Source organism: Pseudomonas sp. UBA6562 (assembly GCF_002434265.1).
Classification (GTDB): Bacteria; Pseudomonadota; Gammaproteobacteria; order Pseudomonadales; family Pseudomonadaceae; genus Aquipseudomonas.
Genome location: NZ_DJJS01000004.1, coordinates 27,428 through 42,685, shown reverse-complemented (window position 1 = coordinate 42,685; position 15,258 = coordinate 27,428). Strand labels below are relative to the sequence as shown.

The following is a 15,258-nucleotide window of genomic DNA, read 5'->3' as shown; positions in this document are numbered from 1 at the left end:
CGCGAAAGCTGTGAGAAACGGCAATCTTAACAGCTGGCATCCGTGCGCCAGACGCAATCGGCTCGTGCGTGCCAGGGGCTTTATCCGCGGGCCGGCAAGCGTCGAGAATGCAGGCCTGCCCTTCCACCACCGAGGTAATCCCCATGCCGCGCCCAGTCCTGATCGCCATCGACGCCTCCCCAGCCCGCCGCGCCATCCTCGAATTGGCCCAACGTTATTGCCGGCCTGCGGAACAGACCCTGCACGTGCTGCTGGTGATCGACCCCAGCTTTGCCGTGCACTCTGCGCCGGCCGGCTACACCGAACAGGAGCGCGACCAGTACCCGGCCGCCTGCGAAGAGCAGCGACTGGCCGAGCAGGCCGTGGCCCAGGCGGTCGAGACGTTACGCGCGGCGGGTTTCGAGTGCCAGGGGCGCACCGTGCCAGGGGTGCCGGTAGAGGCGATTCTCGACATGGCGCGGACGCTGGACTGCGAATTGATCGTCATGGGCCACCGCCACCTGTCGCGGCTGGGCCGGCTGCTCGATCCGTCGGTCAGCGCGAAGGTGATCGATCAGGTGAGTGTGCCGGTGTTGGTGGGTGCGACCTGAGGCCCGCTGTTGCTCATTGGTTGGCTGAAGCCAGTGCGTACTTTATTGACCGCCAGTCAGTGCGGGTACGATGGGCAGGTGCTCCAAGCAAGATATGCTGGCTGAACGCCGTGTCTCCAGACACTTTCAGCGCCTACCACCGGCCTAGGCCAACCCCGCCGTCCATGGTTGGATGCGTAGCAGGGTCAACAGCCAGGTAAGATTGCCGTACGATCTTCATTTCCCCAGCAAACCGCTCGACATGCATCTTGACCGGCCATAGCCTGCCGTAGGAGGTTTTGTAATGCCCACTGTAGTTGTTCATTACAATACGGCCCTTCTTTATTTCAAGTTCTCCGGCAGCCACGACAATAGGGTCGACACCCTTCATCTCTGCCGCAAGCACTGCGAAACTTGCGTGTGTCGAGTACGCCTTGGTGTGATCGAAACTTCCAATCACGAATTCGCCGCTTTTGGTGACCAGCCACTTATGTGTGTATGAACGCGACGTACCCAGGAGCGCAGGAAGAGAACCTTCCTGCTCCACGACCATCAACTTTGCGAAGCCGTAGTGCAGATTGTATCTGGTCCTTTCGGTTTCAACATAGATTCGATCGGCGTTGGTGTTTTTGAGCTCACGCAACGAAGCGACGCTCTTTGGTCCACCTGTCCACGCTTGGAATCTGCGCCGCAGCGAAAATTGGCCAGAAGGGTCTGCTCGATTGATTGGGTCACCTAGACAATAGACATACGTATTGAGGCCTCCACGACCGAACGGGCTTAGCCGGTCCGCGCTCTGGAAGCGCCTGAGCGTTGGGGCGTACACTCTGTGCCCATTACCCAACGCATAATTGCCTGTCAGCACGTCGGCATGAGCACCATTAAATCCGAGAAAACTCGAAGTCTTCTCTGAAACTCTGCAATAACCGTAAGGCTCGTACGCGAGATCTACTTTTAATGTAGGCATGTTTCACCCCTTCCGCTGACCTCTTTCTGCAACGCCTGGACAAACAACTTCGACAGTATCGCCAGAAGCATCCGTTTCAGTAACTGGCAAATTTATCAGTTCGTTTCAGCATCGTGTTCTACCACCACCGTACACGTCATTCCCGCCGCCAACAGATACCCCTCCGGCACCCGGTCGATATGAATCCGCACCGGCACCCGCTGCGCCAACCTCACCCAGTTGAAGGTCGGGTTGACGTCAGCCACCAGCTCGCGGCTCTGCGGGTTGTCGCGGTCGTAGATGCCGCGGGCGATGCTCTCGACATGCCCACGCAGGCGTTCGCCGCTCATCATCTGCAACTCGGCCGTATCGCCCACCTTCACGTGCGGCAGTTTGGTCTCTTCGAAGAAGCCATAGACCCAGAACGACTGCTCGTCGACCACCGCCATCACCGCCTCGCCCGTGCGCGCGTAGTCGCCACGGTGCACGTTGAGGTTGGTGACATAGCCGTCGACCGTGGCCAGGATGCGCGTGCGCGCCAGGTTCAGCTCGGCGGCGGCGAGCTGGGCCTGGGCCTGCTGGTAGTCGGCCAGGGCGGCACCGGCGATGTCGCGGGCGTCGTCGCGGTTCTCCTGGGAGATCACCAGGTTGTCCAGGTCGGCGCGGCGCCGGGCGTTGACCTGGCGCATCTGCCAGGTGGCCTTGCGCGAGGCCACCAGCGCCCTGGCCTGGTCCACCGCCACCTGGTAATGGGCCGGATCGATCTGGATCAGCAGGTCGCCTTTTCTCACCCGTTGGTTGTCGCGCACCGGCACGTCCAGCACGTAACCCGGCACGTCGGCGGCGACGTTGATGATGTCGGCGCGCACCCGGCCGTCGCGGGTCCAGGGCGTGGTCATGTAGTCGACCCACAACTGCCGACCGATGAACACGGCGGCGGCCAGCACCAACAGGGTGGCGATCAGGCTGTAGAACTTTTTCATTGCAGGTGCTTACCCGTAAACGGTCAGCGCCAGGGCGCCGAAGAGACAGACGAACAGCGACAGGCGCAGCAGCGCCGGATGCCAGAAGAAGCGGTAGCCGTCGACGCTGGCGATGAACCGGTCCAGGCCCCAGGCCAGCCCCGCGACGAGCAGGAACAGCAGGGTCAGGGTCGGCAGGTACAGGCCGTGGAAGGCGATTTCACGGGGCATGGTCGAGTCCTGCGGCGGGTGCCAGCGGCGATTGGGGGTCGAGGAGCGAGGTGCGGATGAAGTGCAGGTAGCTCTGCACCCGGCGCAGCACCGAGGTGTCGAAATGCCGGGCGAACGGCTCGTCGGTGGCCTGCACGCGGCCGATGGCATGGTCCACGGCCACCAGCGCGCGCGCGTGGTGGCTGGCGCTCGGTTGCAGGAACAGCCGCGCCAGGGCCCGGCCCATGACGCGGATGGCCTGGCGCCAAGGCTGCGTTTCGGCGTAGGCCGGGTGCACCGGGGCCTGCGCTTGTTCCTTGCGCAGCTCGATGATGGCGTGGCCGATCTCCAGCACCGCGAACATCCAGCGCACCAGCTCGCCCTGCACCTTGGGCGTGCCGGCGGCCAGGCCGTAGGCTTGGTGCAACAGGTCGCGGGTGCCGCTTTCGAAGGCCGAGCCCAACCCGCGCAGACGCCCACCGAGGGCGAACAGCACCTGCCCGCGCAGGTCGTGTTCCAGGCGCTGCCACAACCAGCGGCTGTTGGGCGGCAGGACGATCGCCCCCGCCGCCGCACAGACCAGCATGCCGATGACCATGGCGATGTAGTCGTTGACGAACACGTAGGGGTTGTACTGGGTCAGGTTGTTCGGCACGGAACCGGTGGCGAAGAACACCAGCAGGCCGATGCCGTAGCCGGCATAGGCCGGGCGCGAGGAGAGAAACGCGCCGAGCACGAACACCGGCGCGAGCACCAGGCAGAGCAAGGCGAAGCCGTCGATCCAGGGAAAGACGAAGAAGGTTTCGAAAAAGCCGACGAAGGCCCCGAACAAAGTGCCGCAGGCCATCTGGAAGGCCATGCGCTTGGGGTTGGGCGAGGCCGCCGAGAGCCCGGCAGTGACCGTGGCGATCAAGGTCATCATCGCCCCGCTAGGCCAGTCGCTGAGCAGCCAGTAGCTGCCCAGCAGCAACAGCACCGCCGCCGAGCGCACCCCGGCCGCCGCTGACACTCGCCAATTGGTGCGGGCCACGAAGGGTTCGCGCCACTGCTCGCGGGCGTGCTTGTGGGCGGCCAGCGAGGCGTGGGTCTGGGCATAGTTGTAGAGGTCGTCGATCAAGCGGTAGAGCAGTTCGAAGGCGGTATGGAAATCCAGCAGCTCGGCCTCGCTGGGCGTACTGGCCAGGAACGCGGCGCGCAGCTCGCGCACCTGCTGTTGCAGGCCGTCGCGGTAGGCGGCCAGCTCCAGGGTCAGGCGCAGCGCGTCGGCATCGGTCAGCAAACGGTTCATATAAGGCTCGAACAGCTCGATCAGGCTCGCCACACCCGGCGCGAGCGCCGCGTTGATGGGTGCCGAGCCCTGCGCGCGCAGGCGTTCGAGCAGGCGGTAGAGGGCGTTGAAGCGCGTGGTCACGCCCATGAACTCGCTGTTCATGCGCACCAGCCGGCCACTGCGCCGGCGCATGTGCGGGTCTTCGAAGGCGGTCACGTTGCGCAGGCTTTCCAGGCCCACGGCTTCGGCCACCAGGCGCACGCTGTTGGCTTCGAAGTCGGCCGGTGCGTTGCCGCCGCGCAACGCTTGCACCGCCACCCCGGCGAATACGCCGAAGCGCTGGTACAGGGCATTGCGCAGGGCCGCGCTGGACGACTGCGGCAGGATCGCGGCGCTGACCGCCGTGGAGACGACGATGCCCAGGCCGATTTCCAGCACCCGCCACACCGCCGCCAGAAAGGCCTGGTCGGGGTGTTCGAGCACCGGCAGACCGGTCATGGCTGCGGTGTAGCCGGCCAGCACGAAGCCGTAGGCCTGGAAGGTGCGGTAGCGCATGGCCCCGGCCGCGCACAGGCCCACCCACAGCGCCAGGCTTGGGAGGAACAGCTCGGTGTTCTGCGGGAACAGTGCCATCAGCAGCACCATCATCGCCGAGCCGGCCAGGGTGCCTAGCACGCGGTAGAAGCTCTTGGCGAACACGTGCCCGCTCTGCGGCTGCATGACGATGAACACGGTGATCATCGCCGTGCGCGGCTGCGGCAGCTCCAAGCGCATGGCCAGCCACAGGGTGAGGAAGGCCGCCATCAGCACCTTGAGGATGTACACCCAGGTCACGCCGTCGGTGCGCGCCCAGGCGAAGAAACCGCGTCGCCACTCCAGGCCCTGGAGGCGGTGCCAGGCCAGGCCTACGCTGCTCATCGCGCGCCACCGCCGCGTTGCCCCAAGGCCAGGGCGGCCGGTAAGGGAGGCGCCGCTTCGCGCGAAGGCTCGGGGGCATCGTCGCCGGCGCCCAGCCCGCCGCCCAGGGCCGTGGCCAGTTCGGCGTGCACGGTCAGGCGCGCGGCCCAGACCTGCTGTTCGATCTGCTGCTGGCGCAACAGCAGGGTCTGCGCGTCGAGCACGTCCTGGTAACCGGTGAGCCCGCGCTGGAAGGCTACGGTGGCGATGTCGTAGGTGCGCTGGGCGGCGGCCACCGATTCGCCGGCCAGGCGCGCCTGGGCCTGCATCGACTCGCGGCGGATCAACTGGTCGGAAATGGCTTTCAACGCCTCGACCAAGGTCTGGTCGTAGTGCGCCACGGCCAGGTCGTAGCCGGCCGCCGCCGCGCCCAGCTGTGCGCGCAGGCGGCCGCCGTCGAACACCGGCAGGCTCAGCGCAGGCCCTGCCTGATAGGTGCGCTTGCGCGCGTCGAACAGGCTCAGGGCGGCGCCGCCGGTGGCCATGAAGCCGAGGTTGGCGAGCAGGTCGATGTTGGGCAGGAAATCCGCATGGGCCACGTCGATGCCCCGCGCTTGCGCCGCCACCTGCCAACGGCTGGCGACCACGTCCGGGCGCTGGCCGAGCAGTTCGGCCGGCACCCGCGACGGCAACGGCAAAGGCGCGGCCAGGGCCAGGGTCGGCCGTTGCAGGCTGGCGCCTTGCCCCGGACCGAGGCCGGCCAGGGCCATCAATTGGTTGCGGGTCAGGGCCATGGATTCGTCGAGGTCGTCGAGCTGGCGGTGGATTTCCGGCAGCGGCGCCTGCGCCTGGCTGACTTCCAGGTGGGTGCCCATGCCGGCGTCGAGGCGACGCTGGGTCAGGGCCAGGATCTGCTCCTGGCGGGCTAACTGACGCTCGACGATGTCGCGCTGCGCGTAGTGCAGCGCCAGCTGGATATAGGCTTTGGCCACGTTGTTCTGCAACTCCAGCTGCGCTTGCCGGGCTTGGGCGGTGCGCTGGTGGGCGACGTCCAGAGCCTGCTCGCTGGCATTGCGTTCGCGGCCCCAGAGGTCGAGGGAATAGCTCAGACCAAGGCCGGCGTGGGTGTCCCAGGTGCTGGCGCCGGACAATCCGCCGGGGCCGTAGAACTGATCCTGCGGCCAGCCGTGGCGGTTCAGCGCGGCTTCGGCGTTGCCCTGCACACGCTCGGCCGACTCGGCCACACCGGCCAACGCCTGGGCCTGGCGCAGGCGCGCCACGGCAGCGGCCAGGCTGGGGCTGCCGGCCAGGGCCTGGTCGATCAGCCGGTCGAGCTGCGGGTCGCCATAGGCTTGCCACCAGCGCTGGCGGGGCCAGTGCGCGTCTTGCTCGGCGCTGCGGATGGCCGCGTCGATGGCCAGGGCGTCGGGCTGCACGGGGTGCTGGTGGGGGGCGATACCGGCAGTATCGATACAACCCTGTAGATTCAAGCTGATGACACAACAACTGAGCACACGAAGTGCGCTAACGAGGCGACGCTGCACAGCGGCGGTTTCCGGGGCATGGAGGGTGGGCGGCGCCATTCTAGGGGGCGGCGCGAACGCCGATAAGCGTATATTCATGCGAATCTTTGTTACCAAAAGAGCGATAATCCGGCTTTGGTCGAAGCGCCTCCGCCGTTGCTTCATGTCACAATTTCGCCCTCAACCCCGAGAGTGACCCATGGACACCTTGCAAAACATGCGCGCGTTCAGCTGCGTGGCGCAGCTGGGCAGCTTCACCGCCGCCGCCGCCCAACTGGACACCACCACTGCGAACGTGTCGCGTGCCGTCTCCAACCTCGAAGCGCACCTGCAAACGCGCCTGCTCAACCGCACCACCCGGCGCATCGCCCTGACCGAAGCCGGCAAGCGTTACCTGACGCGCTGCGAGCAGATCCTCACCTACGTCGAAGAAGCCGAAGCCGAAGCCAGCGACGCCCATGCGCGCCCGGCCGGGCAGCTCAAGGTGCATTCGATGACCGGGGTGGGCCAGCACTTCGTGGTCGATGCCATCGCCCGCTACCGGGAAACCCACCCGGACGTGACCTTCGACCTGACCATGGCCAACCGCGTGCCGGACCTGCTCGACGAGGGCTACGACGTGTCGATCGTGCTGGCCAGCGAGCTGCCCGACTCGGGCTTCGTTTCCCAGCGCCTGGGCATCACCTACAGCATCGTCTGCGCCTCGCCCGACTACGTGGCGCGCCACGGCATCGCGCAAAAGCCGGCCGAACTCGCCAAGCACGCCTGCCTGCGCATGGTCAGCCCGGTGATCGCGTTGGAGAAGTGGCTGTTCAACGGCCCGGAAGGCCAGGAAGTGATCAACGTGCCGTCCTCGCCGTTCCAGGTCAATTCCGCCGACGCCATGAAGACCGCGATCCGCAGTGGCATGGGCGTGGGCGTGCTGCCGATCTACACCGCCATCGACGGCCTTCGCGACGGCAGCCTGGTGCGGGTGGTCCCCGACTACCGCTTGCAGGAGCTGAACCTGTACGCGATCTACCCGTCGCGGCAGTACCTGGACGCCAAGATCAAGACCTGGGTGGAATACCTGCGCAACTCCCTGCCGGAAATCCTCGCCGCCCATGATGCCGACCTGAAGATCCACGAGTTGCACGTGGCCCATTGAAAAAGCGGCTGCATCGGGGTGGCGGACGATGTTAGGTTGCTAACCAATCACCTCGCAGAGAAGCCGCCCATGAAAAAAACCGTCCTGGCCTTCAGCCGCATCACCCCTGCCATGGCCGAACGCCTGCAGTCCGACTTCAACGTGATCGTGCCCGACCCCAAACACGGCGACATCGCGGCGCAGTTCAACGAAGCATTGCCCCAAGCCCATGGCCTGATCGGCGCGGGGCGCAAGCTGGGCCGCAGCCAGCTCGAAGGCGCGGCCAAGCTGGAGGTGGTGTCGAGCGTATCGGTGGGCTACGACAACTACGACGTGGACTACTTCAACGAGCGCGGCATCGCCCTGACCAACACCCCCGACGTGCTCACCGAAACCACCGCCGACCTCGGCTTCTCGCTGATCATGGGCTGCGCACGACGCACCGCCGAGCTCGACGCCTGGACCAAGGCCGGCAACTGGCAGGCCACCGTGGGGCCGGCGCAGTTCGGCAGCGACGTGCATGGCAAGACCCTCGGCATCGTCGGCCTGGGCAACATCGGTGCGGCCATCGCCCGCCGTGGGCGCTTCGGCTTCAACATGTCGGTGCTGTATGCCGGCAACAGCCGCAAGGCGGCCCTGGAGCAGGAGCTGGGCGCGCAGTACCGCAGCCTGGAGCAGTTGTTGGGCGAGGCGGACTTCGTGGTCATCGTGGTGCCGCTGTCCGACGCCACGCGCAAGCTGATCGGCGCGCGGGAGTTGAAGCTGATGAAGCCCAGTGCGTTTCTGATCAACATCGCCCGTGGTCCGGTAGTGGACGAGGCGGCGCTGATCGAAGCCCTGCAAAGCGGCACGATCCGCGGCGCCGGCCTGGACGTGTACGAGCAGGAGCCATTGCGCGAATCGCCCTTGTTCAAGCTGCCCAACGCCTTGACCTTGCCACACCTGGGCTCGGCCACCGCCGAAACCCGCGAGGCCATGGCCAACCGGGCGCTGGACAACCTGCGCGCGGCGCTGTTAGGCGAGCGGCCGCAGAATCTGGTGAATCCGCAGGTGTGGAAGGGCTAACGATCCGCGCCGGGATCTGTAGGAAGGCGCCGTGGCCATTGGGCCGGCGGCGCCGGCCATCGCGGCTGAAGCCGCTCCCACAGGAAACGGCCGGTTCGGCGTTCCGATCAGCCGCGATGGGCGGCGAAGCCCCTGTGGGAGCGGCTTTAGCCGCGATGGCCGGCGCCGCCGGCCTGGTTCGGCCCCCGCATAACCTTTGCCCTGCCGCAGCACGGCAGCCGGTGCCCTCTCAGAACTGCAGCGTGGTGGACACACTCACCTGCCGCGCATCGCCAAGCGCCACGAAATACTGGTTCACCGCCGAGCTGTAATAGACCCGGTCGAACAGGTTCTTCACGTTCAGTTGCAACAACACCTTGTGCTCATCGAGCTTGGTTTCGTAGGTGGCGAAGGCATCGGCCACCGTATACGACGGCAAATCGAAGGTGTTGGTGGCGTTACCCGAACGCTCGCCCACATAGCGCGCGCCTGCTCCGATCCGCAGACGATCGCCGCCGAACAGGCTGCCGTAGTCGTACACCGCCGACAGCGAGCCGCTGTGGCGCGCCACGTTTTGCAAGCGATTGCCTTCCAGGTCCGGGTCCTTGGTGACTTCGGCGTCGGTGAAGGCGTAGCTGCCGATCAAGCTCCAGCGGTCGCTGAGCTGGCCGGTCAGGTCCAGTTCGACGCCGCGTGAGTTGACCTCGCCGGCATTGCTGTACAGCGTCTCGCCCGTGCCGCTGTCGAAGTTGGACACCAGCACGTTGCGCTTGGTGATGTCGAACAGCGCCAAGGTGCCGGTCAAGCTGCCTGGCATGTCCAGCTTGGCGCCCAGCTCCCAGGCCTTGCCCTCTTCGGGCGCGATCGAGGAATCGAGCACCAGGCCACCGCTCAGCGGTGCGATGCTGGAGTTGGGTTTGAACGACTCGCTGTAGCTGCCATAGAACGACAACTGGTCGTCGACCTTGTAGACGATGCCGGCGTGGGGCACCCAGGACTGGCCGCTGTTGTCGGTGTTGGCGCTGAACGGGCGGCCACGTCCGGCGTACTGGTCGTACTGCTGGAAGCGCGCGCCGGCGACCAGAATCCAGTGGTCGTCCAAGTGCAGGGCGTCCTGCATGAACAGCGCATCGGTGCGCAGTTTGTCGGTCTGGTCGCTGTCGCTGGCGCGTACCGTGCTGCCCTCCACCTCCCGGCCATAGACCGGATCGACGTAGCTGAATCGCGAGCGCGCAGTTTGGCGGATCAGGTCGCCGCGAAAGACCTTGCGGTCTTCGTGGTCGACACCTAACAGGAGGTCGTGCTGCATGCCGGCCAGTTCGACGCTGCCGTTGAGGTGGACGATGGCGTACTGGTCGCGGCTCATGGCGTTGTGGGTGCCGTCGATGCTGCGGGTCAGGGTGCCGGCGGTTGGGTTCACGCCGGTGACGCGCACCTGGCTGGCGTCGTAGGTTTCGCGGTTGAAGCTGTAGCCCATATGCAGCTTCCAGACGTCGTCCAGCTGATGGTCGACTTCCAGGCGATAGAGGTCGGAGCGCCCTTCCATGTCGTTGAACGGCTCGTCCAGGCGGCGGGTGGCGGGAATGTCCAGCGGGTGCCCGTTGCTGCCGAACGCCGTGCCGCGGTCGAAGGGGTAGAGGAACTCGCGATGCTCGTAGGCCAGCACCACTTGGGTGTCTTCGCCCAGCCAGGCCAGCGACGGCGCCACCAGCGATTCGCGGTGCGTACCGTAGTTGCGCCAGTAGTCTTCGTCCTCGTGATCGACGATCAGCCGGTAGGCCAGGTTGCTGTCGCCCAGGGCGCCGGTGCTGTCGAAACCGCCGCCGCTGCCGTTCTTGCCGTTGCCGTAGGTCGAGCCGCGCACGTTCAGGGCGTTGTATTGCTCGCGCTGCGGGCGCTTGCTGACCACGTTGATGACCCCGCCCGGGTCCTGGATGCCGTACAGCAGCGAGGCCGGCCCCTTGAGCACTTCGACCCGCTCGGTGCTGGCATTGAGACTGCGGCCCTGCACGAGGGGCATGCCGTCGCGCATGATCGAGCCGTCGCGGTTGTCACCGAAGCCGCGCTTCATCACCGTGTCGGAGGTGCCGCCGAAGTTGTTGCCCTGGGTGATGCCGCTGACGTTGGCCAGGGCGTCGTCGAGGTTGCGTGGGGCCTGGTCGCGGATGACCTGGGCCGGCACTACGTTGATCGCCTGGGGAATGTCCTGGCTCGGGCCTTGGCCGCGCATGATCGACGCGCTGGTCGGTGGTTGGTAGCTGTCATCGTCCAGCAGCGAGTCGACGGTGGTGGCCTGCAGGTTGACGGTGTCTGCGGCATCCAAGGCCGGCGTTTCCAGGGTCAGCGTGCGGGCATCAAGGCGACGCCAAGCCAGGCCCGTGCTGCCGAGCAAACGTTGCAGCGCCTGCTCGGCGCTGTAACGGCCGTCGAGCGCCGGCGCCTGGGCGCCGGGCAATTCGAGGGTGTACACCACGCTTTGGCCGGTGGCGCGGCTAAAGGCGTCGAGGGCCTGGGCCAGGGGCTGGGCCGGCTGGGCGAACGCATAGGTCTGCTGCTGCGCGGCGGCGCTGGCCGGAGAGATGAATGCCGTGACCGGCAGCAGGGCGAGACCGAGCCAGAGAGGGACGCAACGCGGGGTGAACTTCATGAACGCTGACCTGTGAGAGGGCTATGACTGCGAATCAATCGCAGTTCCACTCATTACACGGATGCCGACGCGGACGACCTCACCCGTGATTGAAAATATTTCCCGGATCTTCCGATCCGCGGTGGCCTAGCGGATCAGGGTCAGCCGCCCCAGCAGCGTCTGCCGCGAAAAGCCCAGTACTTGGCCCAGCGAATCCAGCGCCTGCATCGGCTCGGCGACCGGAAAACTGCCACTGACGGTGCGCTGCGCCAGCTTTTCGTCGAGCAACAGGATGCGCCCGGGGTAATAGCGCCCCAAGTCGTCCACCACCTGCGCCAGCGGCGCCTGGTGGTAGCTCAGCCAGCCCTGGCGCCAGGCCAGACGGTTGTCGCTGTCGATGGCCTGGATGGCGCCAAGCCGGCCGGCGCGGTAGCTCACCTGCCGGTCGGCGGTCAGCTCGCGCACCGTCCCGCCCGGTGTCGGGCTCACCGCCACGCGCCCGCGGCGTACCGTGACCTGCGCGCCGTCGTCGAGCTCGCGCACTTCGAATTGCGTGCCGAGCACTCGCACTTCACCGCCCGCTGCCTCGACCCGGAACGCCTCGCCGGTATGGCTGACCTGGAAGAACGCCGCGCCGCGCAACAAGCGCACGCGGCGCTCGCCGCCGGTGAAATCGACGGCGATCGCGCTGCCTGCATCCAGCGTCACCTGCGAGCGGTCGGCCAGGGTGATCTGGCGCAGGCCCTCGGCGCTGCGATAATCGGCCTGCATGTCCTGCAGCCAATGACCGGGATGCCACCCGCCGGCGATGCCCACGGCCAACACCAGGCAAGCCGCCGTCGCCAAGGCCGCCGCCCATTGTCGCCGTGAGCGCCCGACGGGCCGGCTCATGGCGTCGAGGTAGCGTTGCAGGCTGTCGCCCTCCTCTTCGGCCAGGCGCAGCGCCGGCGCCGCACTGCTTCGCCACAGTGATTGCGCTTGCGCGTAGGCGTCGCGGTGCCCGGGGTCGGCCAGCAGCCAGCGTTTGAAGGCCGGGCCTTCGGCCTGCGCGGGCTGCTCGTTGATCCGGCTGAGCCAGTGCAGGGCAGCCTGCAACTGCGCTTCGGTGGTCGACGGTGATGGGCTCATCGACGGGCGCTTCCTGACCGACGTGGAAGGGACGTGGGCTCGGCGACACTCGCCTTGCACGCTTGGAGGGCGCGCATCATATGCTTTTCCACCGCGCTCTGGGACAGCTGCATGGCCCTGGCGATCTCGCCGTACTTGCGGCCGTGGATACGGTTGAGCAGGAAGATGTGCCTTGTGCGTTCGGGCAAGGCACGCAAAGCGGCCTCGATGCGCTGCAAGTCGTGGTCGACTTCCAACGCCTGCTCCGGAGCCAGGGCAGTGGCCGCCTCGTTCGCCGGCGCTACGGCTTCGGCCGTCCGCTCGCGGCTGCCTTCGCTGCGCAGGTGGTCGATGGCCAGGTTGCCGGCGCAGCGCAGCAGGTAGGTGTCGAGTGCCTCGACTTCGATCTGCGGCCGGCGCCAGAAGCGCAGGAACAGCTCCTGGACAAGGTCCGAGGCCGTGGCGCGGCAGCCGACGCGGCGGCTGACCAGCGCTTCCATGCGTGCGCGTTGCGCCTGGAACACCTGGACGAACCGCGCCCGCCCGCAGGCTGGTTCGCCGACTGGTTCGATGCGCTCTCCCGGCTCGCTCACGGCGTCACAGCGTGAACACGGCCAGCAACGGGCCGAGTACGGCGCTGGCAGCGGCCAGGCCCAGCAACAGGCGCGGTCGATAGGGCAGCACGAACACCCATGCGGCCACCCCCGCCATCGACACGGCGATCCATTCCACCAGGCCATGCGCCCAGCCGCGCAAGTGCACGGCCAGCGACAGGGAGGTCAGCAACAGCGCCCAGCCGCCGAGGCGCAAGGCTTTGCCGCGACGCGCGTCAGGGCTGCGTTTGAGCAACTCCTTGAAGTGCTTTTCCATGGCCAGGCACAACGCCGCGAAGCCTGCGAAGCCCATCAGGGCGATACCGAACATCAGTGCGCCTCCACTTCGGCGCCGCTGTCGCGGCGTGCGGGCAAGGCCCGGGGCGCACGCTTGGCGGCGACGGTGGGCGGTGTCAGCATCTTGCGCGCGGTCCAGCCCAGGAACAGGCCGACGGCAAACGCAGTCAGGTCGAAGCCGGCCATCGCCCAGTCGCCCACCGCGAGCGAATGGTTCAGGCCCTGCCCGGTGGTCAACGCGTTGAGCAGCGGCAGCGACGCGAAGGCCAGTGCGCCCAGGCCCAATTGCTCGGCCCAGGCGCGGCGGCCGGGGCGCAGTATGGCGTGCAGCAGCGACAAGGCCCATACCCCAAGAAACGCATTGACCTCCATGTCGCCGCGCCCCTGCATCTCCAGCGGCAGCAAGCGGTTGCTCCAGAAGAACGCCGCCACCCCCAGCAACAGGCCGCTCATGCTGGCGATGTTGAGCACCTCGACCAGCCGCAGCTCGGCCGGCATGCGTGCGCGCTTGGCGTGCTTGAGCTGGCGTTTGCCCAGCCACATCACCAGGCCGGTGCCGATCACCGCCGTGCCGCCGAGGCCGAAGAAGAAGTACAGCCAGCGCAGCCAGGGCCCGGCGAAGTTGCCCATGTGCAGGCCGGCGAAGCTGAACGAGGTCATCATCATGCCGCTCTCGGGCGCACCGCTGGACAGCAACCTGCCGCTGACGCCGTCGAAGCTCCAGGTCTGGCTACGGCGGTAGGCGACGTCGTCGGACGAGGCGCGGGTGAAGCTGACCCGGGCATTCTGGTCGTTGGGGTTCTGCACCTGGACCGTGTCGAGGTGCGCGCCGGGCGCCTGTTCCAGCGCCTTGGCGTACAGCGTGGGCAGCGCAGCCATGGGCGCCACCACGCCGGCGGGAGTGACGTCGAGGTCGCGCCCGAACAGGTCGCTGAAGTAGCGGTTGGTCTCACCGCCATAGCTGGCCAGGATGCCGGCCGGCATGACCATGTACATGAACAGCACCAGGCTGCTGTAGCTGATCATCAGGTGGAACGGCAGCACCAGCACACCGATGGCGTTGTGCCCGTCCAGCCAGGAGCGCTGGCCTTTGCCGGGGCGGAAGGTGAAGAACTCCTTGAAGATCTTCTTGTGGGTGATGATCCCGGTGATCAGCCCGAGGAACATGATGAAAGCGCACAGGGTCGACAGCCAGCGCCCCCAGGGGTGGGGCATCTCCAGCTGGAAATGGAAGCGGTAGAAGAATTCGCCGCCGCGGCTGTCGCGCGCCTGCACCTCTTCGCCGCTGGATGCGTCGAGGTCCTTGCGCATGAAGCCGCGACGGCCGCCTTCGGGTGTGCGCCAACCCACGCTGATGGCCGGCTCGCGTTCGCTGGGCAGGCGGATGAACCAACCGCTGGCCGAGCCTGCGTTGTTTTGCAGGTAGCGTTGCGCCAAGGCCAGGCTGTTGGCCGGATCGAGGGCGTGGCGCTGGATCTCCGGCTGGCTCCAGTGGCTGATTTCTTCCTTGAAATACGACATCGTGCCGGTCAGGAAAATCGCGAACAGCAACCAGCCGAAGATCAGCCCGGTCCAGGTGTGCAGCCAGGCCATCGCCTGGCGGAAGCCTTCTCTCATGGCAGGTTCATCCAATAGGCCAGCGCGTCGATCGCCCCCAGCACCAGACTCGGCGCCGACACGCCAACCCAGGCCTGCCAAGCGCTACGGCAGGCGAAGCACCAGATGAAGGCCAGTAGATACACGACGAACGACAGCATCATGCCCAAGAGTACGGCGTCCACCTGCGCCAAGGGCGCCAGCAGCGCCAGACACACACTGGTCAGCGAAGCCAGGACATAGCCGCCCAGCAAGGCCGCCAGGCAGCGGGACACGACCGCCAGGCGGTAATGCAGAGGCAGACCCGTGGCTTTGGGTTTCATGGAAAAGGTCCGGGGTTTCGGGGGATGCAATAGTAATGATTTCAATTCTCATAAGCAAAGTTTGCCTGATGAGTCGCCAGCGTTGCTTGCCGTTGCTTGCGAACCTCCGAAGTCGATCCATGGGGCGCCCTTTGACGCCTTGGTTCGATACTAATTGCAACAGGAGATT

Annotated in this window: 14 protein-coding genes; 3 read left to right on the top strand and 11 right to left on the bottom strand. The window is 66.4% G+C overall.

The window, feature by feature from the left end; translation table 11 throughout:
* The first annotated feature begins 143 nt into the window (after window positions 1-143).
* Complete coding sequence (locus tag B4M43_RS04385; RefSeq protein WP_296264560.1) at window positions 144-590, top strand: universal stress protein; 447 nt, start codon at window positions 144-146, stop codon at window positions 588-590.
* 133 nt (window positions 591-723) lie between these two features.
* Here B4M43_RS04385 and B4M43_RS04380 read toward each other — a convergent pair whose 3' ends face one another.
* The 5 genes from B4M43_RS04380 to B4M43_RS04360 all read right to left on the bottom strand — a co-directional run bounded on the left by B4M43_RS04380 (window position 724) and on the right by B4M43_RS04360 (window position 6,437).
* Window positions 724-1,536, bottom strand: coding sequence for an RHS repeat-associated core domain-containing protein (locus tag B4M43_RS04380; protein WP_296264558.1), 813 nt, complete (start codon window positions 1,534-1,536; stop codon window positions 724-726).
* Window positions 1,537-1,631: 95 nt separating this feature from the next.
* Entirely contained in the window at window positions 1,632-2,498 is an 867-nt protein-coding gene (locus B4M43_RS04375) for an HlyD family secretion protein (protein WP_296264556.1), read from the bottom strand.
* Window positions 2,499-2,507: 9 nt separating this feature from the next.
* The gene (locus tag B4M43_RS04370) at window positions 2,508-2,708 is read right to left on the bottom strand and encodes a DUF1656 domain-containing protein (protein WP_296264555.1); all 201 of its coding nucleotides are present in this window, start codon (window positions 2,706-2,708) and stop codon (window positions 2,508-2,510) included.
* On the bottom strand, window positions 2,698-4,875 hold the full coding sequence (locus tag B4M43_RS04365; protein ID WP_296264554.1) for an FUSC family protein: 2,178 nt from the start codon (window positions 4,873-4,875) through the stop codon (window positions 2,698-2,700). Before B4M43_RS04365 ends, B4M43_RS04370 begins: the two co-directional genes overlap by 11 nt.
* Entirely contained in the window at window positions 4,872-6,437 is a 1,566-nt protein-coding gene (locus tag B4M43_RS04360) for an efflux transporter outer membrane subunit (RefSeq protein WP_414707816.1), read from the bottom strand. Before B4M43_RS04360 ends, B4M43_RS04365 begins: the two co-directional genes overlap by 4 nt.
* Before the next feature lie 139 nt (window positions 6,438-6,576).
* Here B4M43_RS04360 and B4M43_RS04355 point away from each other — a divergent pair, with 139 nt between their 5' ends.
* Together B4M43_RS04355 and B4M43_RS04350 are read left to right on the top strand one after the other, a co-directional pair.
* Window positions 6,577-7,524 (top strand): LysR family transcriptional regulator, encoded by a 948-nt coding sequence (locus B4M43_RS04355; RefSeq protein WP_296264553.1) that lies wholly within the window; start codon window positions 6,577-6,579, stop codon window positions 7,522-7,524.
* Window positions 7,525-7,593: 69 nt separating this feature from the next.
* On the top strand, window positions 7,594-8,568 hold the full coding sequence (locus B4M43_RS04350) for a 2-hydroxyacid dehydrogenase (RefSeq protein WP_296264550.1): 975 nt from the start codon (window positions 7,594-7,596) through the stop codon (window positions 8,566-8,568).
* 229 nt (window positions 8,569-8,797) lie between these two features.
* On the opposite strand, the gene B4M43_RS04345 is transcribed toward B4M43_RS04350, so the two are convergent.
* The 6 genes from B4M43_RS04345 to B4M43_RS04320 all read right to left on the bottom strand — a co-directional run bounded on the left by B4M43_RS04345 (window position 8,798) and on the right by B4M43_RS04320 (window position 15,089).
* The gene (locus B4M43_RS04345) at window positions 8,798-11,194 is read right to left on the bottom strand and encodes a TonB-dependent siderophore receptor (RefSeq protein WP_296264548.1); all 2,397 of its coding nucleotides are present in this window, start codon (window positions 11,192-11,194) and stop codon (window positions 8,798-8,800) included.
* Between the two features lie 126 nt (window positions 11,195-11,320).
* Window positions 11,321-12,301: a FecR family protein gene (locus tag B4M43_RS04340; protein WP_296264546.1), complete on the bottom strand. Its 981-nt coding sequence runs from the start codon at window positions 12,299-12,301 to the stop codon at window positions 11,321-11,323.
* Window positions 12,298-12,873: an RNA polymerase sigma factor gene (locus B4M43_RS04335; protein ID WP_296264544.1), complete on the bottom strand. Its 576-nt coding sequence runs from the start codon at window positions 12,871-12,873 to the stop codon at window positions 12,298-12,300. The genes B4M43_RS04340 and B4M43_RS04335 overlap by 4 nt, the downstream gene beginning before the upstream one ends.
* A 4-nt stretch (window positions 12,874-12,877) precedes the next feature.
* Window positions 12,878-13,204: a DUF3325 domain-containing protein gene (locus B4M43_RS04330; protein ID WP_296264542.1), complete on the bottom strand. Its 327-nt coding sequence runs from the start codon at window positions 13,202-13,204 to the stop codon at window positions 12,878-12,880.
* Window positions 13,204-14,787 carry a PepSY-associated TM helix domain-containing protein gene (locus B4M43_RS04325; RefSeq protein ID WP_296264540.1) on the bottom strand — a complete coding sequence of 528 codons (1,584 nt, stop codon included), beginning with the start codon at window positions 14,785-14,787 and terminating at the stop codon, window positions 13,204-13,206. The genes B4M43_RS04330 and B4M43_RS04325 overlap by 1 nt, the downstream gene beginning before the upstream one ends.
* Window positions 14,784-15,089, bottom strand: coding sequence for a DUF3649 domain-containing protein (locus B4M43_RS04320; protein ID WP_296264538.1), 306 nt, complete (start codon window positions 15,087-15,089; stop codon window positions 14,784-14,786). Before B4M43_RS04320 ends, B4M43_RS04325 begins: the two co-directional genes overlap by 4 nt.
* Window positions 15,090-15,258 lie beyond the last annotated feature (169 nt).